At 60.7% G+C, this 22,091-nt stretch carries 15 protein-coding genes and 1 pseudogene; 11 read left to right on the top strand and 5 right to left on the bottom strand.

Annotated elements, in window-relative coordinates; translation table 11 throughout:
* Window positions 1-48 precede the first annotated feature (48 nt).
* The 8 genes and pseudogenes from ACNYC6_RS04195 to ACNYC6_RS04160 form a co-directional block, all read left to right on the top strand.
* Entirely contained in the window at window positions 49-1,047 is a 999-nt protein-coding gene (locus ACNYC6_RS04195; protein WP_419711220.1) for a WD40/YVTN/BNR-like repeat-containing protein, read from the top strand.
* Window positions 1,034-3,424: an efflux RND transporter permease subunit gene (locus ACNYC6_RS04190; protein WP_419711219.1), complete on the top strand. Its 2,391-nt coding sequence runs from the start codon at window positions 1,034-1,036 to the stop codon at window positions 3,422-3,424. The genes ACNYC6_RS04195 and ACNYC6_RS04190 overlap by 14 nt, the downstream gene beginning before the upstream one ends.
* Window positions 3,425-3,472: 48 nt before the next feature.
* Window positions 3,473-4,723, top strand: coding sequence for a helix-turn-helix transcriptional regulator (locus ACNYC6_RS04185; RefSeq protein WP_419711218.1), 1,251 nt, complete (start codon window positions 3,473-3,475; stop codon window positions 4,721-4,723).
* A 132-nt stretch (window positions 4,724-4,855) separates the two neighbouring features.
* Window positions 4,856-5,620: an SDR family oxidoreductase gene (locus ACNYC6_RS04180; protein WP_419711217.1), complete on the top strand. Its 765-nt coding sequence runs from the start codon at window positions 4,856-4,858 to the stop codon at window positions 5,618-5,620.
* A 23-nt stretch (window positions 5,621-5,643) separates the two neighbouring features.
* Window positions 5,644-6,477 (top strand): SDR family NAD(P)-dependent oxidoreductase, encoded by an 834-nt coding sequence (locus tag ACNYC6_RS04175; protein WP_419711216.1) that lies wholly within the window; start codon window positions 5,644-5,646, stop codon window positions 6,475-6,477.
* Between the two features lie 121 nt (window positions 6,478-6,598).
* A complete protein-coding gene (locus tag ACNYC6_RS04170; RefSeq protein WP_419711215.1) occupies window positions 6,599-7,636 on the top strand; it encodes a Rieske 2Fe-2S domain-containing protein in 1,038 nt (345 codons plus the stop codon).
* Between the two features lie 24 nt (window positions 7,637-7,660).
* On the top strand, window positions 7,661-8,839 hold the full coding sequence (locus tag ACNYC6_RS04165; RefSeq protein WP_419711214.1) for an MFS transporter: 1,179 nt from the start codon (window positions 7,661-7,663) through the stop codon (window positions 8,837-8,839).
* A gap of 68 nt (window positions 8,840-8,907) precedes the next feature.
* A pseudogene (locus tag ACNYC6_RS04160) lies at window positions 8,908-9,101 on the top strand (hypothetical protein); the annotation flags it as partial.
* A gap of 41 nt (window positions 9,102-9,142) precedes the next feature.
* Here the strand turns inward: ACNYC6_RS04160 and ACNYC6_RS04155 are convergent.
* Window positions 9,143-10,342, bottom strand: coding sequence for a benzoate/H(+) symporter BenE family transporter (locus ACNYC6_RS04155; RefSeq protein ID WP_419711213.1), 1,200 nt, complete (start codon window positions 10,340-10,342; stop codon window positions 9,143-9,145).
* Between the two features lie 226 nt (window positions 10,343-10,568).
* Here ACNYC6_RS04155 and ACNYC6_RS04150 point away from each other — a divergent pair, with 226 nt between their 5' ends.
* Window positions 10,569-11,333 (top strand): GntR family transcriptional regulator, encoded by a 765-nt coding sequence (locus ACNYC6_RS04150; RefSeq protein ID WP_419711212.1) that lies wholly within the window; start codon window positions 10,569-10,571, stop codon window positions 11,331-11,333.
* An 88-nt stretch (window positions 11,334-11,421) separates the two neighbouring features.
* Here the strand turns inward: ACNYC6_RS04150 and guaD are convergent, their stop codons facing one another.
* The 4 genes from guaD to xdhA all read right to left on the bottom strand — a co-directional run bounded on the left by guaD (window position 11,422) and on the right by xdhA (window position 17,569).
* Window positions 11,422-12,726, bottom strand: coding sequence for a guanine deaminase (gene guaD, locus ACNYC6_RS04145; RefSeq protein WP_419711211.1), 1,305 nt, complete (start codon window positions 12,724-12,726; stop codon window positions 11,422-11,424).
* A gap of 8 nt (window positions 12,727-12,734) precedes the next feature.
* Complete coding sequence (xdhC, locus tag ACNYC6_RS04140; RefSeq protein ID WP_419711210.1) at window positions 12,735-13,577, bottom strand: xanthine dehydrogenase accessory protein XdhC; 843 nt, start codon at window positions 13,575-13,577, stop codon at window positions 12,735-12,737.
* 145 nt (window positions 13,578-13,722) lie between these two features.
* Window positions 13,723-16,122, bottom strand: a complete 2,400-nt coding sequence (gene xdhB, locus ACNYC6_RS04135; RefSeq protein WP_419711209.1) for a xanthine dehydrogenase molybdopterin binding subunit — start codon at window positions 16,120-16,122, stop codon at window positions 13,723-13,725.
* Window positions 16,115-17,569, bottom strand: coding sequence for a xanthine dehydrogenase small subunit (gene xdhA / locus ACNYC6_RS04130; protein ID WP_419711208.1), 1,455 nt, complete (start codon window positions 17,567-17,569; stop codon window positions 16,115-16,117). The genes xdhB and xdhA overlap by 8 nt, the downstream gene beginning before the upstream one ends.
* 264 nt (window positions 17,570-17,833) lie before the next feature.
* Between xdhA and ACNYC6_RS04125 the strand changes: the two genes are divergently transcribed.
* Together ACNYC6_RS04125 and smc are read left to right on the top strand one after the other, a co-directional pair.
* Window positions 17,834-18,493, top strand: a complete 660-nt coding sequence (locus ACNYC6_RS04125; protein ID WP_419711207.1) for a GntR family transcriptional regulator — start codon at window positions 17,834-17,836, stop codon at window positions 18,491-18,493.
* A gap of 2 nt (window positions 18,494-18,495) precedes the next feature.
* A complete protein-coding gene (smc, locus tag ACNYC6_RS04120; protein WP_419711206.1) occupies window positions 18,496-21,984 on the top strand; it encodes a chromosome segregation protein SMC in 3,489 nt (1,162 codons plus the stop codon).
* The last annotated feature ends 107 nt before the right edge of the window (window positions 21,985-22,091 follow it).

The following is a 22,091-nucleotide window of genomic DNA, read 5'->3' as shown; positions in this document are numbered from 1 at the left end:
CCGTATGTCTATTGTCGAGCGCCTGGATGTTGCTGCAAGGAGTCGCCCATGCGCCAGTTGATCGCTTACCTGGTGTGTATTGCGGTTGCCGCAATCGTCGCGCTGGCGTTTACCCCGCGGGAGGACGCGAGCGTCGGTGAAACGGTACTGAACACCGACCGCATGCAAATCAACGGCCTGCTCAACCTGGGCAAGCGCCAGGTGGCGGTGGGCGAGCGCGGCACCATTTTAATCAGCGATGACCGCGGCCATGCCTGGCGGCAGGCCAGTGTCGAGCCGCGGCGCCAGATTTCCCTCACCGCCATTGCCGCATTGAGCGCCGGGCAACTGATTGCCGTTGGCCAGGATGGCTTGATCCTGCGTTCCACCGACGAGGGCAGCAGTTGGCAGGAGGTTCACTACGAGCCCGAAGCTGGTGAGCCATTGCTGGGCGTTTGGGCGGCCGGCGGTGATCAGGTCTTTGTGTTCGGCAGCTATGGCAAGTTCTACCAATCCGACGATGCCGGGCAGAGCTGGCAAGTGCTGGCGCTGGAAGTCGATCGCTCTCACCTCAATGCCATGGACGGTGCCAGTGATGGCCGGCGCATGCTGGTCGGCGAGCAGGGACTGGTCCTGCGCAGTGTCGATAACGGCCAGCACTGGCAACAGTTGCCGACGTTCTACAACGGTTCGCTGTTTGGCGTAGTCCGGCTGAGCTCCCAGCGTTGGGTGACCTACGGCATGCGCGGTCATGTCTTTGTCACCGATAACTTCGGCGAGCAATGGCAGGCCATCAAGGTCGGCAACACGCAACCGCTCTATGGTCATGTGCTGCTACCGGACAACGGCGGGGTACTGATTGTCGGCGCGGGCAGTTCGATGGTGCGCCTCGATGGCCAGGGCCACCTGCTCGGCACCAGCCGGCAACCCGGGCTTGGGACCTTGACCTCAGCAGTTGTGGTAGAGGGCGACCAGGTGCTGGTGGCCGGTGAGCGTGGTGTGTATCAGGGCAGCGGCAACAGCGTTGCCATGCTGGGCAAAGGGGAGCAGCGTCATGAAACACGGTAAATCCTGGGTCGATCGCATGGTCGAGCGCTGTGCCGACATGTTACTGGGGAAACGCAAACTGCTGCTGTCGGTGTTTGTGTTGCTGACCTTGGGCCTGGGGTACAGCGCCACGCACACCCAGCTCGATCCTGGCTTCAACAAGCAGATCCCGGTGCGGCATGAGTACATGCTCAACTTCCTCGGTTTCAGTCAGTATTTCACCGGGGCCAACCGTTTTCTGGTCAGCGTGAAATGGAAAGGTGAGGGGGATATCTATAACCCGCAGTTCCTCGACACGCTGCGCAAGGTCACTGACGATGTGTTCTTCATCAACGGGGTCAGTCGGGCCAGCGTTACGTCGTTGTTCACCGCCAATGTGCGCTACATCGAAATCACCGAAGAAGGCTTTTTCGGCGATGTAGTCGTGCCGCCACGCTTTACCGGAACTGCCGAGGACCTGGCTCAGGTGCGCAGCAATGCCGCCCGCTCCGGGCAGGTCGGGCGGCTGGTGGCCAACGACCTGAAATCGGCCATGGTGCGTGCCGACCTGCAGGACGTCGACCCGCAGACCGGCAAGGCGGTCAGTTATGTGGACGTGTCCCGGAGCCTGGAAGACATCCGCGCCAAATACGCCGGCGACCAGGTGGAAATCAACATCGTCGGCTTCGCCAAGCTGGTGGGCGATGTGGTCGAAGGTTTGATGACAGTGATCGGTTTTTTTGTCGTCGCCTTCCTGATCACCGGTCTGCTGTTGTGGATCTACTCGCGGTCGCTGCGCCTGACCGTGGTGGCCTTGCTGGTGGCCTTGCTACCGGTGGTCTGGCTCCTGGGACTGCTGCCGCTGATGGGTCTTGGCATCGACCCGATGTCGATTTTGGTGCCGTTCCTGATCTTCTCCATCGGCGTCTCGCACGCCGTGCAGATGACCAACGCCTGGAAGCAGGAAGTCCTGGCCGGAAAGGATTCGGTGCAGGCGGCGCGCCTGGCTTTCTGCAACATCTTCATTCCCGGTTCCCTGGCGCTGCTGATGAATGCCTTGGGTTTTGCCGTGATCATGCTGATCGACATCCCGATCGTGCATGAGCTGGGTGTGACCGCCTGCATCGGTGTGATGCTGATGATCATCACCAACAAGATGATGTTGCCGATCATCATTTCCCATTTGCGTCTGGAGCGTAGCGTGCTCGCCAAGGGGCGCGTCCAGCAGCAGGGCAGGCATCCGCTGTGGTGGCGGCTGTCGGCGCTGGCCGAGCCGCGTCCGGCGCTGGCGGTGCTGGTGCTCAGCCTGATGTTGCTCGGCGTCGCGGTGCTCAAGGCGCGGCAGCTGGAAGTCGGTGACATCGGTGCCGGTGCGCCGGAGTTGCGCGCCGAGTCGCGCTACAACCAGGACAACGCGAAGATTGTCGGCAGCTATTCCATCGGCCTCGATGTGCTGGCGGTGTTTGTCGAGGCCAGGGGCCTGGAAGAGGCCTGTCTGTCGCCGACGGTGATGCGTGCCGTCGAGGCTTTCGACTTTAAGATGCGCAGCGTCACGGGGGTACAGTCTGTGCAGAGTGTGGCCGGCTTCGGCAAGACGGTGATTGCCGGCAACAACGAAGGCAACCCGCGCTGGGCGGCCATTCCGGGATCGTCCCGGGGGCTGAGCCAGGGGGCGCGGGCCTATATGCCCGATGACGGCCTGGTGACCGATGGCTGCCAGCAGATGCAGATCCTGGTGTTCCTCTCTGATCACGATGGAGCAACGGTGTCCCATGTGGTCAAGGAAGCCAAGCGGATCATCGACCAGGTCCAGGTCCCGGAAATCAAGTTCCTGCTGGGCGGTGGCAACGTAGGGGTGATGGCGGCGTCCAATGACGCGGTCAAGCGCGCCGAGGTGCTGATGCTGGTGGCATTGTTCGGCTCGGTGCTGATGTTTTGCTGGCTGACGTTTGGCTCATTGCGCGCGGTGCTGTGCATCCTGGTTCCGCTGGCCATCGTTGCGGTGCTGTGCAACGCACTGATGGCCATGCTCGGTATCGGCCTGAAGGTGGCGACACTGCCGGTGATGGCGCTCGGGGTCGGAGTCGGGGTGGACTACGGCATCTACCTCTATGAGCGGATCCAGCATGAAATGGCCGACGGAGCCGACCTGCGTAATGCGTTCTACCGGGCCATGTGCCAGCGCGGAACGGCGGCCGTATTCACCGCCCTGACCATGTCGATCGGGGTCTGCACCTGGGCCTTTGCGCCGCTGAAGTTTCAGGCCGACATGGGGGTATTGCTATCGTTCATGTTTCTGGTCAATGTGCTTGGGGCGATTTTCCTGCTACCGGCTTTGGCCGCCTGGTTCAACCAGGGCAAACCACTGGTGGCGGCCCGCACGGGCCGTACACCGCAGACGCAAGTGTTCGAATCATAACAATAAAACGGGCACAGCCTGGCGCTGTGCCCCGCGAGGAGACGGGCGATGGAAAATTCCAGCTTGAGTGTTCAGGCCCTGGCAGAAATGGGTGTGGAGCTGGCTGAATATGACAGGCTTATCGGCGAGTTCTACGACGGCTCGCTGGATCACAAGTTGATGGCCAAGACCCTGCGCCATGTCCGCAGCTTGTACCAGGCCAACTATGTCACCTTGATTTTGCGAGTGCCTGAGCAGCCGGACCTGGGCCTGATGATTGTCGTCGGTGACATTGAGGGCGAGGGTGAGGTCAGTTACTGGGCGTATCCTCAAGCGGTCACTCCCTTCAACAATCCACCGATGGACCAGGTGTTCACGGTCGAGGACCTGATGACCGAGGCGCAGTGGGCCAATTCGGCCTATTACAAAACCTATGGCACCGTACACGACACCTACCACATCATGGGTGCCGATGTTTCCACGCCCGATGGCGGCAAGCTGCGCTTTCGCATTACCCGGCCGAAAGCCGCACCGAAATTCACCGCCTCCGAACGCACCTTGTGCGAAATGCTCCTGCCGCACTTGCGCCGGGCGATGCACGTGCACAACCTGCTCGACCGCAGCGAATCGATCAGCGAGTTGTACTCCCAGGCCATCAGCCGCTTGTCAGTGGCCACCATCGTCCTTGACCAGAATGGCAGCGTGCTGAGCCTGAACCCTGTGGCCAGTGAATTGCTGAAGCAGGCCGATGGACTCAAGCTGGTCGGCGGCCGTCTTGAGGCCACTTACCCCACCGATAATCGCGAGCTGCAGCGCCTGGTGCGTAACGCCTTCGCGCGCGAAGCGAGCAGTGAGCAGGTCAGCACGGCGGCTGAAGCGATGTCGGTGTCCAGGCCGTCGGGACAGATCAACCTGGGCGTCGTCGTCGAGCCAATTCCGACCCAGGACTGGGCCGAAGGCAAGAGCAAGCCTGTGGTGGTGGTGTACATCCGTGACGCCGTCGGCCGTTCCATGGCCAGTGAAACGGTGACCAAGCAACTGTTCAACCTGACGCGGGCGGAAACCGCATTAGCCATGGAGTTGGCCAATGGCCTGTCGCTCGAAGAAGCCGCCGAAGTACTGAATGTGCGCCGTAACACCGCCCGGGCGCATTTGCGCTCGATTTTCTCGAAGACCGGGGTCCGCCGCCAAACGGAGTTGGTGCGCATCATCCTCAATAGCGTGGTTGCCCTGGGAAAGCCCAAGTTGGCGCTGCTGGCAAGCGATAAGCCCCAAGCGCCGGCATTGAAGCTGGCTCAGCTGGTGCGCAACCGCGCCTGAGTGTGGTCTTTGTCAATCGAACGCCCCGTTCTTGCTCGCAAGATCGGGGCGTTTTAGTCCGTGCGGACGATGTTGGCGGCTTCGTGCGGCCTCAATACTAGCCGACACCGTTATTTAATGAGGAAGAACGTTATGCCAGTTACAGCGGTCAGCGGTTCTGCATCCGGTATTGGCGCGGCAGTCTGCCAGGCGCTACGCGCCGCAGGGCACCGTATCATTGGTATCGATCGGGCGAACGCCGAGGTCATCGCCGATCTGTCCAGCCCGGCCGGACGCCAGGCAGCCATCAGTGCGGTGCTTGAGCAAAGCGCAGGCGTGCTCGACGGCCTGGTCTGCTGCGCCGGGGTAGGTTCCAGCGCGACGTCCGATATCATTATCGCGGTCAATTACTTCGGCGTCAGTGAGCTGCTCGACGGTCTGGCCGACGCCCTGGCCAAGGGCGACAAGCCTGCCGCCGTGGTGATCGGCTCGATTGCCGCCACCCACGCCAAGCCCGATCAGCAGCCGATGGTCGCGGCCATGCTCGCTGGCAACGAAAGCCTGGCGCTGGAACATGCCAATGCCCTGGGTCTGTCCCACGTCGCCTATGCCAGCTCCAAGTACGCGGTGACCCGCAATGCCCGCAGCAAGGCGGTTACCTGGGCCAAGCAGGGCATTCGCCTGAATGTGGTGGCGCCGGGAGCGGTCGAGACGCCGTTGCATCAGGCGTCGCTGAACGACCCGCGTTTTGCCAAGGCCGTCCGTGAGTTCGTCGCACCGCTGGGGCGTTCCGGTCACCCCGAGGAAATCGCTCAAGTGGTGGCATTCCTGCAATCCGCACAGGCCAGCTTCATCCACGGCAGCGTGATCTTTGTCGATGGCGGTATGGATGCCATGGTTCGCCCCGCGGGTTTCTGACCCTTGCCACGGAGAGCATGCCCATGAACAAGGTGGCATTCATTACCGGCGCCAGCCGCGGCATCGGCCGGGAGACGGCATTGGCTTTTGCCCAGGCCGGATTTGATGTGGCAATCAGTGCCCGCACATTGGAGGAGGGCGAGCACACCAGCCATCGCTTGTGCGATGCCCAGGGCGTGCCCTTGCCCGGCAGTCTCAACAGCACCGCGGCGGCCATCCGCGAGTTGGGGCGCGAGGTGCTGGTGGTGCCCATGGACCTGCTCGACAGCGCCTCGGTGGTGGCGGCCGGGCAGGCCGTGCTGGCAGCGTTCGGGCGCATCGATGTGCTGGTCAATAACGCCATTTACCAAGGCAACGATTTGAACGCGGCGTTCATGACGTTACAGGCGCAGACCATGGAACGGGTATTCAAGGGCTACATCCTGGCGCCGTTGCTGCTGACCCAGACGGTGCTGGCGGCCATGCTCGAACGGGGTTCGGGGGTGGTGATCAACGTGACCTCCGGAGCCGGCGAGGGCGACCCTCCCGTGGCCGCCGTCGACGGCGGTTGGGGGTACGCTTATGGGGCAGGCAAGGCTGCGGTGTCCCGGGTGTCCGGGGTGCTTGCCGCCGAGTTGGGCAAGCAGGGGATTCGCGCCTTCACGCTCAATCCCGGGGTGGTCACCACCGACGCACTGAAGGCCACGATTGGCGAGAGCGGCTTGCTGGCCATGCGCATCGGCACCGCTCCCCCCCAGGTGCCGGCCGCGGTCATGGTGTGGCTGGCCACTGCCGGGCAAGCGGTGGATTTTCAGCGGCGCACGATTGCCGCGCAGCCCTTCGCCCTGGAGCATGGGATCGTCGCCGACTGGCGCTGACAGTCTGGAGAAGTCGTGGTGGAAGGCTCATCTAGTCCATGCGGAGGATGAGCTCCGGCATCTGCTCGGTGAAGATTGACCGGGCAAGTTATCGGGGATTTTCACACGAGGAACAATAACAATGACCAAGCTCGCTGCAATCAATGTCGAAAATGTTCTGGCCCCTCGCTTTGGTCGAGGCTGGCATTGCCTGGGTGAAGCGGCCGACTACCGTGACGGTCAATTGCACACCCTGGATATCTTTGGTACGCGCTTGCTGGCGTTTGCCACGTCCAGCGGCCAGATCAGCGTCATTGATGCGCATTGTCCGCACATGGGCGCTGACCTGTCGCGCGGTACCCTGGAAAACGACCGCGTGGTCTGCCCATTTCACCACTGGCAATACGACGCGAGCGGCAAATGCGTGGAGATTCCGTACTGCAAGCGCATCCCACCCAAAGCCAAGACCCGCAGCTGGCTGACCTGTGAAGAGAACAGACTGCTGTTTGTCTGGAATAACCCGCAAGGCAAGGCCCCGGCAGACGAGGTGGTGATTCCTCATTTGCCCGAGCAGGACAGCGATGAATGGCTGCATGACTGGCACATGGACAAGCTGATCATCGAGACCAACCCGCGGGAACTGGTCGACAACCTGGCGGACGCCCAGCATTTCGGCCCGGTTCACGGCACTCCCACCAAGTACTTCGCCAACGTCTTTGAAGGCCATATCGCACAGCAGATTTTCCACGGTGACTCCGAGCGACTGGGCGGCGACCTGGTGGCCGAGTCGGCTTACTATGGGCCCGCGACCCATTTCACCCGCATGCGCGCGGTGTTCGAAGGCATGGAAATCCACTCGATCCTGCTCAACTGCCACGTGCCGATCAATGGCAACAGTTTCGAACTGCGCTTTGGTTGCATGGTGAAAAAAATCCCGGGCTGGACCGAGGAGCAAAATCGCGCCCTGGCTCAGGACTATGTGATGCGCAACCGCGAGTCGTTCTATCAGGACGTGGATATCTGGGCACACAAGATTCGGGTCAACAACCCGGTCCTGGCTGAAGGGGATGGCCCGGTTTATCAACTGCGCGAATGGTACGACCAGTTTTTCATGGACGAAGAAAGCGTGCCGGCCGCAATGGCCGAACGCCGCGAAATCATCACCGTCGGCCAGCGCTGATAACCACCCGGGCAGGAACGCACAATGAACATGAGTGGCCGTAAAACACTGGCGATCATGCTGGCCGCCAGCTTTGCCTCGACGATTGGTGGTTTGCCATTCAATACCTTGCCTATCCTGCTCGGTTCGATGGTCGACAGCCTTGGGTTCAGTGTCCAACAGATCGGCCTGCTGGGGGCGGTGTGTTTTGCCGGCTACCTGCTTGGCACGCTGGTGGCCGTGATGCTGATTGATCGCTTGAACTGGCGCTGGTTGACTCTGGGCTGTGCGGCTGGGGCTGCGGCAGCGTACTGGATGTCGTCATGGCTACCGGCCGCGGCGCAGTTGCCGGTGTGGGCCGTGATTGGTTTTTTTGCCGCGCTGATGACTTGCCTCGGCATGCGCATCATGGGCGAAATGGCCAACAAGGAACGAGCCTTGGGTATGCGGCTGGGCATCGAACTCGGAGTGGTGGCTGCCGTGCTTTTCGCTTTGCCTTCGTTGGTGATTGCGTATTTCCACTACGCCGGCGCGGTCTTGATGCTGGCTACGATCATTCTGTTGTTGAGCCTCAGCGCATTGGTATTGCCGAATCGCCAGGACTTTATTGGTGAAAGAGAGCAACTGCGTGGTGGATCGTTGCTCTCATGCTTTCAATTGCCGCCTGCGGCTTATGCCGCGTTGGCCTTTTTCTTCTTGTTCGGCGTGGGGCAAATTGGCCTTTGGGCGTTCCTTGAGCGTTTGGGCCATGGTCTGGCGCTGCAGCCGACGGAACTGGGTATCGTCTTTGCAGTGTTGAAGTTACTGGGCGGCGCAGCTGCACTTGTCCTGGCCGTGGTGGGCGACCGTCTGGGCGTGCGCTTGCCCCATGTCATCGTCCTGGCGGTACTGGGAGCAGGGCTGATGTTACTGGGCAGCGCCGAGGGCTTCCTGATGTATGCCGCCGGGGCCTGGATCTGGGAGGTGGGGTTCACCTGGGGCTGTGTCTACCAAACTGCGGCAATTGCTCGCCTGGACAGCAGCGGTCGCTCGATCATGTTGATTCCGGGGGCATTTGCCTTGAGCTCCATGGCGGGGCCGGCCTTGGCCGGACAATTGGTTGGCCAAGGGTTTGGCGCGCTGTTGTGGCTGGCGGCGGCCTGCGCGGTGATCCCGGTACTGGCGTTTACCTGGCTGCTGGCGCAGCGCTTGAAAGGCACTGTCGCGCTGGCGGCCCTGCAATAGACCCCGAATGAAAAAGCGTCCCAGAAACGCCAGGTCTGGCAGGTGATCGAGGAAGCAGGCGTCGAACTGCCATTGATGCTTTCCTCGATGCGTTCCTCAAAGAAGCCATGGAAGCCAATGGTCTGGGTTATTTTGGCGACGTCTACGGTCTGGTTTTCCTGCAGAAGCCTGGCTCAAGGGCCGCACCGAGCTGACCAGCGTTGAAGTCAGCCCGCTGCTGGACGTCTGGTACCCGGAAAAGCCGATCAATCCGGTAGCTTGATGTTGAAAAAACGGCGACTCAAGGGTCGACGTTTTTTTAGGTCAAAGGATCGCAGCTTTACGCCAGTTCAAAATCAGCAAAGTCACCACCCCCGCCACAATCCCCCAGAACGCCGAACCGATGGAAAACAGCGTCAGCCCTGATGCCGTGACCATGAAAGTGATCAGCGCCGCTTCACGTTCCTTCACTTCACTCATGGCAATGCTCAGGCCATTGATGATCGAGCCGAACAGCGCCAGTGCGGCAATCGACAGCACCAGTTCCTTGGGCAACGCGGCAAACAGCGCCGCCAATGTAGCGCCGAATACCCCGGCGATCCCGTAGAAAATCCCGCACCACACCGCTGCCGTGTAGCGTTTGCTGCGATCTTCATGGGCATGCGGCCCGGTGCAGATCGCCGCGCTGATGGCGGCCAGGTTAATTCCGTGGGAGCCGAACGGTGCCAGCAGCAACGAGGCAATGCCGGTGGTGGTGATCAGCGGCGAGGCTGGCACGCTGTAACCATCGGCACGTAACACGGCGATGCCCGGCATGTTTTGCGAAGTCATCGCCACTACGAACAGCGGAATGCCGATGCTGATCGTCGCCGCCAGAGAAAAGTGTGGCGTGGTCCAGACCGGCATCGCCACTTCCAGATGGAAACCGCTGAAGTCCAGCAGCCCCATGAACCCCGACAGCGCCGTACCGATCAACAGCGCGCCCAATACCGCATAGCGTGGTGACAGGCGCTTGACCACCAGATAAGTGAAGAACATGCCAAGCACCAGCGCGGTGCGGTGCTGGGCGGCGACGAAGATTTCGCTGCCGATCTTGAACAGAATCCCCGCCAGCAATGCCGCCGCCAATGACGCCGGGATCTTTTTCACCAGTCGTTCGAAACTGCCGGTCAGCCCGCAAATGGTCACGAGCACCGCGCAGGTAATATAGGCACCGATGGCTTCGCCGTAACTGACGCCGCCCAGGCTGGTGATCAGCAGCGCCGCGCCCGGCGTCGACCAGGCAATGGTGATCGGCGTGCGATAGCGCAGTGACAGGCCGATCGAACAGACCGCCATGCCGATGGAAATCGCCCAGATCCACGAGGAAATCTGCCCGCTGGTCAGGCCCGCCGCTTGTCCGGCCTGGAACATCAGGACCAGGGAGCTGGTGTAGCCGGTCATCATCGCGATGAACCCGGCGACGATGGCCGAAGGTGAAGTGTCGGCCCATGGGCGCAGGCGGGTTTGTGTGGCGTCGTTCATGACAGCGTTGTTCCTGTACTTTTCAAAGGTAAAACCAGGGTTCAAGCCTAAACTCAAATGTAAGCAAGCGTTGCTATACAGCAGAAGCGACAAACAGCCATACAGTCGTGTTGCCACTAACCATTGTGTACAATCGCAGTGTTTTTTACGCGATACTTGCCAGCGACCCACTGTGCCGTATTACAGTCACGGTCAATTCGCCGCAGTTCTCCCGACTCGAGTGCCCATGAACGAACAGTTGCAGCCCCTAAAGAAACAACCGCGAGCAGGCAAAGCCGGCCGTAGCGGTACCCAGGACGATATTGTCTACGCGCATATCTTCGAGGCTATCCTCGAACAGCGCCTGGCGCCCGGCACCAAGTTGAGCGAAGAAGCGCTGGGGGAAATTTTCGGGGTCAGCCGTACCATCATTCGCCGCGCGTTGTCGCGCCTGGCCCATGAAGGCGTTGTGCTGCTGCGTCCGAATCGCGGCGCCGTGGTCGCCAGCCCGAGCGTCGAAGAGGCGCGGCAGGTGTTCATGGCCCGCCGTCTGGTGGAGCGCGCGATCACCGAACTGGCCGTGCAACACGCCACCGCCGAGCAGATCGCCGAATTGCGCCAGATGGTCAACGACGAACGCGACAGCTTCTCCCGTGGCGATCGCGGTGCCGGCATCCGTCTGTCGGGCGAATTTCACCTGAAACTGGCCGAAGCGGCGAAAAACGCACCGCTGATCAGCTTCCAGCGCAGCCTCGTCTCTCAGACATCGCTGATCATCGCCCAGTACGAAAGCGGCAACCGTTCCCACTGCTCCTACGACGAGCACACCCAGTTGATCGACGCCATCGAAAAGCGCGACAGTGAACTGGCCGTGAACCTGATGATGCATCACATGGATCACATCGACAGCAAACTCAACCTCGACGAAGAAAGTGCGTCGGATGATTTGCATGCGGTGTTCTCGCATTTGTTGCAGACCAAGAAACCAGGGCGCTCGCCGGCCAAGCTCTGAGCTGATACCGAGTTGCTCTAATCGCTGGCAGGCAATAAAAAATCCCCCGGACTGAAAAGTGCGGGGGATTTTTTATGCCTGAAGAACTTTAGCGCTGATGCACCAGATTCCCCGCCGCATACGTCTGTTGAACCGTCCGGTCATCCCCCAGCGTCATCAACACAAACAACGACTCGGCGATGTTGTTGGCCTGCTTCAAGCGATAGCTCAGCAGCGGCGTGGCGTTGTAGTCCAGCACCAGGAAGTCGGCGTCGGTGCCCGGTTGCAGGTTGCCGATCTTGTCTTCCAGGCGCAGCGCACGGGCGCCGCCGAGGGTGGCCAGGTACAGCGACTTGAACGGACTCAAGCGCGCACCTTGCAGTTGCATCACCTTGTACGCTTCGTTGAGGGTTTGCAGCAGCGAGAAACTGGTGCCGCCACCGACGTCGGTGCCGATACCGACATTGAGCTTGTGCTTCTCGGCCATCGGCAGGTTGAACAGGCCGCTGCCGAGGAAGAAGTTCGAGGTCGGGCAGAACGAAATGGCCGAACCGGTTTGCGCCAGGCGCGCGCACTCGTCATCGCACAGGTGCACACCGTGGGCGAACACCGAGCGCTCGCCAAGTAACTGGTAGTGATCGTAGACGTCCAGGTAGCCCTTGCGCTCCGGGAACAGCTCCTTGACCCACTCGATTTCCTTGAGGTTTTCGCTGATGTGGGTCTGCATGTACAGATCCGGGTATTCGGTCAGCAATTGGCCGGCGAGGGTCAGTTGTTCCGGGGTGCTGGTCGGGGCGAAACGCGGGGTCACCGCATAGTGCAGGCGGCCCTTGCCGTGCCAGCGCTCGATCAGCGCCTTGCTTTCGACGTAGCTGGATTCGGCGGTGTCGGTCAGGTAATCGGGGGCGTTGCGGTCCATCATCACCTTGCCGGCGATCATCCTCAGGTCGAGCTGCTCGGCTGCTTCGAAGAACGAATTCACCGATTGCGGATGCACGCTGCCGAATACCAGGGCGGTGGTGGTGCCGTTGCGCAGCAGTTCCTTGATGAAAATGTCGGCGACTTCGTCAGCATGGGCCTTGTCGGCGAACTGGCTTTCGCACGGGAAGGTATAGGTGTTGAGCCAGTCCAGCAGTTGCTCGCCGTAGGCACCGACCATGCCGGTTTGTGGCAAGTGAATGTGGGTATCGATGAAACCGGAGGTGATCAGCGAGTCTTGATAGTGGGTGATTTCAATGTCAGCCGGCAGCGTCGGCAGCAATTCGCTGGCGTGGCCAAGGGCGCTGATCTTGCCGTTATCGACCACCAGCAAACCGTCTTCGAAATACTCGTACGAGGCTTCGATACCCACTTCGGCAGGGTCGGCGATGCTGTGCAGGATGGCGGCGCGGTAGGCTTTGCGAGTCAAAGGCATGGGAGTTCTCAATTAGAGGCTTGGCTGCGGCGTGAGGCAGGCAGCAGTTTGGCTATCGATCCGGCGCTGGAAGTTTGCTGGCCGAAATTCGCGTTATAGGTGGCGATGATTTCGCCGGCGATGGAGATGGCGATTTCCACAGGCAACTTGCCTTTGACTTCGCCGATGCCCATCGGGCAGCGCATGCGTTGCACGACGCTGCTGTCGAAACCACGGTCGCGCAGGCGATGTTCGAACTTCACCCGTTTGGTCTTCGAGCCGATCAGGCCGAAGTAAGCGAAGTCGTTGCGCTTGAGGATCGCGGCGGTGAGTTCGAGGTCGAGTTGGTGGTTGTGGGTCATGACGATGCAGTAGCTGCCGGCGGGCAGGTCGTCGATTTCATCCACCGGTTCCTCGCTGACGATCTTGCGTACGCCGTGGGGAATCTGCTCGGGAAACTCTTCTTCCCGAGCGTCGATCCAGCGCACCCGGCAGGGCAGGCCAGCGAGCAATGGCACTAGCGCACGACCGACGTGGCCTGCGCCAAATACGGCGATCTGAGCCTGCACCTGGCCCATCGGTTCGAACAGCAAAACGGTCGCGCCGCCGCAGCATTGGCCGAGGCTGGCACCGAGGCTGAAGCGCTCCAGATGAGTGTCCTGCTTGCCGCTGGCGAGCATCTCGCGGGCGATCTGCATGGCCTTGTATTCCAGATGCCCGCCACCGATGGTGTCGAAAGTCTGGTTCGCGCTGATGACCATCTTCGAACCGGCATTGCGCGGCGTCGAGCCGAGCTCTTCGATGATGGTCACCAACACGCAGGGCTCACCCTGGTTTTGCAGGTCGGCGAGGGCGTCGATCCAGTTGTACATGTTTTCACCCCTACAACATTTGTTGTCTGTTCGGGCCTCATCGCTAGCAGGCTAGCTGCCACAGTGTTTTGTGGTGTTCACAGAATCTGGATTCAACACAAATTCTGTGGGAGCTAGCCTGCTAGCGATTGGCCGCGCCTCGGTCTTAGAGCGAAGCCAACTCAACTTCGGTTTCGACAGCCTTCGCCACCTTCAACTGGCGCATCTGCTCGCAGCCCCACAACACCCGCTCCGGGGTCGCCGGTGCGTCGATTTTCGGTTGATGCTTGTAATCACCGAGACTGGCCACGGCGTCCTTGATGGCGCACCACGCGGCGATGCCGAGCATGAACGGCGGCTCGCCCACGGCCTTGGAGTGGAACACCGTGTCTTCCGGGTTCTTGCGGTTTTCCACCAGCTTCACCCGCAGGTCCAGTGGCATGTCCGCCACGGCCGGGATCTTGTAGCTGGCCGGGCCGTTGGTCATCAGCTTGCCTTTGTTGTTCCACACCAGTTCTTCCATGGTCAGCCACCCCATGCCCTGGATGAAACCGCCCTCGACCTGGCCGATGTCGATGGCCGGGTTCAGCGAGGCGCCGACGTCGTGGAGGATGTCGGTGCGCAGCATCTTGTATTCGCCGGTCAGGGTATCGACCAGCACTTCGCAGCACGCCGCGCCAAAGGCGAAGTAGTAGAAAGGACGACCGCGTGCCTGGCTGCGGTCGTAGTAGATTTTCGGGGTCTTGTAGAAACCGGTGCTCGACAGCGACACCTGAGCGAAGTATGCCTGCTGGATCAGCGCTTCGAAGGTCAGGATGTGATCGCGAATCCGCACGTGGCCGTTGTGGAACTCGACGTCCTCTTCGGTGACTTTGTACTGGCGCGCAGCAAACTCGATCAGGCGTTTCTTGATGATTTCTGCCGCGTTTTGCGCAGCCTTGCCGTTCAAGTCGGCGCCGCTGGACGCGGCGGTTGGCGAGGTGTTCGGCACCTTGTCGGTGTTGGTCGCGGTGATTTGTACGCGGTCCATTTCCACCTGGAACACTTCGGCCACGACCTGCGCGACCTTGGTATTCAGGCCCTGGCCCATTTCGGTGCCGCCGTGGTTCAGGTGGATGCTGCCGTCGGTGTAGACGTGCACCAGCGCGCCTGCCTGATTGAGGAAACTGGCGGTGAAGGAAATGCCGAATTTCACCGGGGTCAGTGCCAGGCCTTTTTTCAGGATCGGGCTGTTGGCGTTGTAGCGACGAATCGCTTCGCGGCGCTCGGCGTACTGGCTGCTTTCTTCCAGCTCGGCAGTCATCTCTTCGAGCATGTTGTGCTCGACGGTCTGGTAGTAATGGGTGACGTTGCGCTCGGTCTTGCCGTAGTAGTTGGCCTTGCGCACCGCGAGCGGGTCGAGGGCCAGATGGCGAGAGATGGCGTCCATCACTTCTTCGATGGCGACCATGCCTTGCGGGCCACCGAAACCACGGTAGGCGGTGTTCGACGCGGTGTTGGTTTTGCAGCGGTGACCATTGATGGTCGCGTCGCCCAGGTAGTACGAGTTATCGGAGTGGAACATCGCCCGGTCGACAATCGAGGCCGACAGGTCCGGCGAGCAACCGCAGTTGCCGGCCAGTTCCAGCGCGATGCCGTGCAGGCGCCCGGTGCTGTCGAAGCCGACGTCGTATTCAACGTAGAACGGGTGACGCTTGCCGGTCATCAGCATGTCTTCGACGCGGGGCAGGCGCATCTTGGTTGGCTGGCCGGTGAGGTGCGCGATTACAGCGCACAGGCACGCAGGGCTTGCGGCCTGGGTTTCCTTGCCGCCGAAACCACCGCCCATGCGGCGCATGTCGACGACGATCTTGTTCATCGACACGTCCAGCACTTCGGCCACCAGTTTCTGCACTTCGGTGGGGTTTTGTGTGGAGCAGTAAACGATCATGCCGCCGTCTTCGGTCGGCATCACCGAGGAGATCTGGGTTTCGAGGTAGAAGTGCTCCTGGCCGCCGATGTGCAGCGTGCCCTGGATGCGATGTTCGGCAGTCGCCAGCGCCGTGGCCGAATCGCCACGTTGATGGGTGTGACTGTCGAGTACGAAGTGGCGCTTGCGCAGGGCTTCGACCACGTCCAGCACCGGCTCCAGGTCTTCGTATTCGATGATCGCGGCCATTGCTGCCTTGCGTGCGGTTTCCAGGTCTTTCGCCGCGACGGCGATCACCGGTTGGCCAACGAACTCCACGGTGTCGATGGCCAGCAGCGGATCGCCCGGCAGCAACGGACCGATGTCTTTCAGGCCCGGTACGTCCTCGTGAGTAATGGCGATACGCACGCCTTCGAAGGCGTAGCAGGGCGAGGTGTCGATGCTGATGATTTTCGCGTGGGCACGATCCGACAGACGCGCATAAACGTGCAACTGGTTCGGAAATTCCAGGCGATCATCGATGTACTGCGCTTCACCGGACACATGCTTGGCGGCGCTGTCGTGCTTGACACTGCGGCCGACACCGGTGGTCAGGTCCTTGGCGAACAGTTCAGCCAGTTCGGCCTGGGTCTTCTCTACGGCGTGATGATTAGACATAAGCGGTCACCCGAGTCTCGATGTGCGGTGTTTGCAGTTCGATGAAGTATTTGCGCAGCAGGTTTTGCGCGCTGAGCAGGCGATATTCCTTGCTGGCGCGGAAGTCCGAGAGCGGTGTGAAGTCTTCGGCCAAAGCGGCGCAGGCGCGTTCAATGGTGGCGTAGTTGAACGGCGAGCCGATCAGCGCGGATTCGCAACTGTTGGCGCGTTTCGGAATGGCCGCCATGCCGCCGAACGCCACGCGGGCATCGGCGATCACGCCGTTGTCGAGGCGGATGTTGAAGGCGGCGCACACCGCAGAAATATCATCGTCCAGACGCTTGGAGACTTTGTAGGCGCGGAACAGTTGTTCGACGCTGGCGCGCGGCACGATGATCTTCTCGATGAACTCGCTTTCCTGACGCGCGGTTACGCGGTAATCGATGAAGTAGTCTTCCAGCGCCATGGTGCGGCGGGTTTCGCCCTTGCACAGGACGATTTGCGCGCCGAGGGCGATCAGCAGCGGTGGCGAGTCACCGATCGGCGAGGCGTTGCCGATGTTGCCGCCCAGGGTGCCCTGGTTGCGGATCTGCAAGGACGCGAAACGTTGCAGCAGTTCACCGAAGTCCGGGTACTCGTCGTTCAAAGCCTCGTAGCAATCGGAGAGGGCGGTGGCGGCGCCGATTTCCAGACGGTCGTCGAAGCGCTCGATGCGCTTCATCTCGGCGACGTTGCCGACGTAGATCATCACCGGCAAGGTGCGGTGGAACTGCGTGACTTCCAGCGCCAGGTCCGTACCGCCGGCCAGCAGGCGGGCTTGTGGATACGCGTCGTAGAGATCGGCCAGGTCGGCCACGGTCAGCGGCACCAGGCAGCGCTTGTCACCGCTGTTGAGTTCGCCGATATCAGTCGGCGCAATGGCTTTGAGGCGAGCAATGGTTTCGGCTTCACGGGCATCGAACTGATCCGGCTTTTTGCCGCAGCAGGACTGCTCGGCGGCTTCCAGGATCGGGCGATAGCCGGTGCAGCGGCAGAGGTTGCCGGCCAGCGCTTCGTGGGCTTTATGGGCGTCAGGCTCGTCGCTGTTCTTTTGCAGGGCGAACAGCGACATGACGAAGCCCGGCGTGCAGAAGCCGCACTGCGAACCGTGGCACTCGACCATGGCTTTTTGCACGCTGTGCAGTTCGCCTTTGTGCTTGAGGTCTTCAACGCTGATGAGCTGTTTACCGTGCAGCGACGAAACGAACGTCAGGCACGAGTTGAGGCTGCGATAGCGAATGTGCTCGCGGCCGTCATCATCCGTCTGCAATTCGCCGACTACCACGGTGCACGCGCCGCAGTCACCGCTGGCGCAGCCTTCTTTGGTGCCGGGTTTGCCCACATGGTCGCGCAGATAATTGAGCACGGTCAGGTTCGGGTCCAGGGCGTGCTCGCTACGGAGTTCCTGGTTTAGTAAAAACTGGATCACGGAAGGCCTCGCAGACTCATTATTGTTGTTAACCGATGTGACCGAATTTAGCAGGTCTGACTTTTCGGTCAATGATTTTCTGACTTAAAGGTCAGGAAAGTGCATTTTGTCGACTAACAACTTGTTTCTTCATTATTAACCCTCGCAGGCTAGCCTGCTTTTTGCTTGAATCGTGCCAAAACCCCCGGTAGGGCTCTGCGCCATGACGTATCAATTGCGCTACACTGCGCCGCTTGTGCAGATCGAAGAGTTTGAAGGACAACCATGACGTTCAAGGCGCCGGACAGCCTCGCCGAGCAAATTGCTCACCACCTCGCCGAACGCATCATTCGCGGCGAAATGAAGCCCGGGGAGCGCATCCAGGAACAGAAGGTCACGCAGGCGCTCGACGTCAGCCGCGGTTCGGTCCGTGAGGCCTTGCTGATCCTTGAGCGTCGCCACCTGATCGCGATCCTGCCGCGACGTGGCGCCCATGTGACGGAACTCACCCCGCACAAGGTGCAGAGCCTGTGCACGCTGATGAGCGAGATGTACATCCTGCTCGCCAACGCCGTGGCCACTGGCTGGAAAATCCAGGCCGACCTGGCGCCGTTCGTGCAGATTCAGCAGCGCCTGACGGCCAGCTACGAGCGCCAGGACATCCACACCTTCGTCGACGACAGTTTCAGCGTGATGCGCGCCACCTATGGGTTTGCCAACAACCCGTACTTGCAGGAAACCGTCGAGAATCTGCAGCCGGCCATGAGCCGTGCCTATTTCCTTGCACTGGATCAGCGCAAGGCCTCGATGAGCGAGTACCTGGAGCTGTTCGAACGCCTGCTTGCCGCCGTGATTGCCCGTGACTTTCCACAGATTCGCGAAGTGCTGACCGCTTATGGCCAGCGCAGCTGCGATCTGGTGATCTCCGCCCTGACGGACGCCTGATCTTGCGGCTCAAGTGCATCAAGCTGGCGGGGTTCAAGTCCTTCGTCGATCCGACCACGGTGAATTTCCCCAGCAACATGGCGGCGGTGGTCGGGCCCAATGGCTGCGGCAAGTCGAACATCATCGACGCCGTGCGTTGGGTGATGGGCGAGAGCTCGGCCAAGAATCTGCGCGGCGAGTCGATGACCGACGTCATCTTCAACGGCTCCACCAGTCGTAAACCGGTAAGCCAGGCGAGCATCGAACTGGTCTTCGATAACTCCGACGGCACTTTGCTTGGTGAGTACGCCGCCTATGCGGAAATTTCCATTCGCCGCAAAGTGACCCGCGACAGCCAGACCACTTATTACCTCAACGGCACGAAATGCCGTCGCCGCGACATCACCGACATCTTCCTCGGCACCGGCCTCGGCCCGCGCAGCTACTCGATCATCGAGCAGGGGATGATCTCCAAGCTGATCGAGTCCAAACCGGAAGACCTGCGTAATTTCATCGAAGAAGCGGCGGGCATTTCCAAGTACAAGGAGCGTCGGCGCGAGACCGAAAACCGCATCCGTCGCACCCACGAAAACCTGGAGCGTCTGACTGACCTGCGCGAGGAGCTTGAGCGTCAACTCGAACGCTTGCACCGCCAGGCCGAGGCCGCGAAGAAGTATCAGGAATACAAAGGCGAGGAGCGTCAGCTCAAGGCCCGGTTGTCGGCTCTGCGTTGGCAAGACCTGAACGATCAGGTCGGTCAGCGTGAAGCAATCATCGGCACCCAGGAAATCAGTTTCGAAGCATTGGTGGCCGAGCAGCGCAACGCCGATGCCAGCATCGAACGCTTGCGCGACGGGCACCATGACCTGTCCGAGCGCTTCAATCTGGTGCAGGGGCGCTTCTATTCGGTCGGCGGCGACATCGCCCGGGTCGAGCAGAGCATCCAGCACGGCCAGCAGCGCTTGCGTCAGTTGCAGGACGATTTGAAAGAAGCCGAGCGCGCGCGCCTGGAAACCGAATCGCACCTGGGGCACGACCGCACGTTGCTGCTGACCCTCGGCGAAGAGCTGGACATGCTCACGCCGGAGCAGGAAGTCACCAGCGCTGCCGCCGAAGAAGCCGCCGCCGCGCTGGAAGAATCCGAAACCACCATGCACGGCTGGCAGGAACAGTGGGACACCTTCAACCTGACCGCCGCCGAACCGCGCCGTCAGGCTGAAGTGCAGCAGTCGCGGATCCAGCAACTGGAAACCAGCATGGAGCGTCTGGCCGATCGTCGGAAGCGTCTCGGCGAAGAGCGCGCCTTGCTCTCGGCAGACCCGGAGGACGCGGCGATCATGGAGCTCAGCGAGCAGCTTGCTGAATCCGAGGCGACCCTCGAAGATTTGCAGACCAGTGAAGAAGCTCAGGTCGAAAAACTTGAGCAACTGCGCCAGCAATTGCAGCAAACGCTGACATCGCAGCAACAGGCCCAGGGCGATTTGCAGCGACTCAATGGGCGTCTGGCCTCGCTGGAAGCCCTGCAACAAGCCGCGCTCGATCCTGGCACCGGCACCGCTGAATGGTTGCGCGAACAAAATCTGGCGAATCGCCCGCGTCTGGCCGAAGGCCTGAAGGTAGAGGCCGGTTGGGAACTGGCGGTGGAAACCGTGCTCGGCGCCGATCTGCAAGCGGTGCTGGTGGATGACTTCAACGAATTCGATCTGGCCGGGTTTGCCCAAGGCGATTTGCGTTTGCTCAGCCCTGCGGGCGATGGCGTGCGAGTCCCCGGCAGCCTGCTCGACAAGGTCGAGGCGCAGATTGATCTGTCGCCTTGGCTGGGTCAGGTCAAACCGGTAGAAAACCTCGAGCAGGCGCTGGCCCTGCGTGGTCAACTGGCCGCCGGTCAGAGCCTGATCAGTCGTGACGGTTTCTGGGTTGGCCGGCATTTCCTGCGGGTGCGACGGGCCAGTGAAGCGGAAAGCGGCGTACTGGCCCGGGGTCAGGAAATCCAGCAATTGAGCCTTGAGCGCGAAGAGCGTGAAGCCGCCGTCGAAACCCTGGAAAGCCAATTGCAAAACCTGCGTGCGCAACAGCGGCAGCAGGAAAACGGTCGCGAACATTTGCGCCGCTTGCTGCAAGACGAGGCGCGCCAGCAGGGTGAATTGAAAGCCCAATTGTCGGCCGGTAAAGCCAAGGCCGAGCAATTGACCCTGCGCCGCACGCGTCTCGACGAAGAACTTACCGAACTGGACGAACAGCGTGCGCTGGAGCACGAAAACATCGGCGAAGCGCGCCTGCAATTGCAGGAAGCCCTCGACAGCATGGCGCTGGACACCGAGCAACGCGAATTGCTGCTGGCTCAGCGCGATAGTTTGCGCGAGCGCCTTGACCGGGTGCGTCAGGAAGCGCGGCAGCACAAGGATCATGCCCATCAACTGGCGGTGCGTCTGGGCTCGCTCAAGGCGCAGCACGATTCGACGCGTCAGGCGCTGGAACGTCTGGAAATGCAGTCAGAACGCCTGACCGAAAAGCGCGAGCAGTTGAGCCTCAACCTGGAGGAGGGCGAGGCACCGCTGGAAGAGCTGCGCCTGAAGCTTGAAGAGTTGCTCGACAAACGCATGACCGTCGACGAAGAACTCAAGACCGCGCAGATCGCCCTGGAAGACGCCGACCGTGAACTGCGCGATGCCGAGAAACGCCGCAACCAGGCTGAGCAGCAATCGCAGCTGATCCGCGGTCAACTCGAACAGCAGCGCATGGAATGGCAAGCACTGACCGTTCGCCGCAAGGCCTTGCAGGATCAGTTGCTCGAAGACGGCTACGATCTGCATGGCGTACTCGCCACGCTGACCGCCGAGGCCAGCGAAAAAGCCGCCGAGGAAGAACTTGAGCGCATTGCCGCACGGATTGCGCGCCTCGGGGCGATCAACCTCGCGGCCATCGACGAATACCAGCAACAATCCGAGCGTAAACGTTATCTGGATGCGCAAAACGACGATCTGGTGGAAGCATTGGAGACGCTGGAAAACGTGATTCGCAAGATCGACAAGGAAACCCGTAACCGTTTCAAAGATACCTTTGATCAGATCAATGGCGGTTTACAGGCACTTTTCCCAAAAGTTTTCGGTGGAGGTCGCGCGTATTTGGAACTGACGGGCGAAGATCTACTCGATACAGGGGTGACGATCATGGCGCAGCCGCCAGGAAAGAAGAACAGCACCATCCATTTGCTCTCCGGTGGCGAAAAAGCCCTGACCGCATTGGCTCTGGTTTTTGCGATCTTCAAGTTGAACCCGGCGCCGTTCTGCATGCTCGATGAAGTTGACGCACCCTTGGATGACGCTAACGTTGGACGCTACGCACGGCTGGTAAAGGAGATGTCGCAGACGGTGCAGTTCATCTACATCACCCACAACAAGATCGCCATGGAAATGGCCGATCAACTGATGGGGGTGACGATGCACGAGCCCGGCTGTTCGCGTCTGGTAGCGGTGGATGTCGAAGAGGCGATGGCGATGGTGGATGCCTGATTTGGCGCTTGTAGGGGAGGTATTTGTAGTCCGTAGGACTTTTTTACTTGCTTCGACTTGCTGGCCAATCGACATATTCGCATAAGCCGGGGCGGTAGACGGTGTAA

The sequence above is a fragment of the Pseudomonas sp. NFX224 genome (assembly GCF_048565165.1).
In the GTDB taxonomy this organism is placed as follows: domain Bacteria; phylum Pseudomonadota; class Gammaproteobacteria; order Pseudomonadales; family Pseudomonadaceae; genus Aquipseudomonas.
The sequence above is the reverse complement of the archived record's forward strand: the minus strand, read 5'-3'. Positions and strand labels throughout refer to the sequence as shown.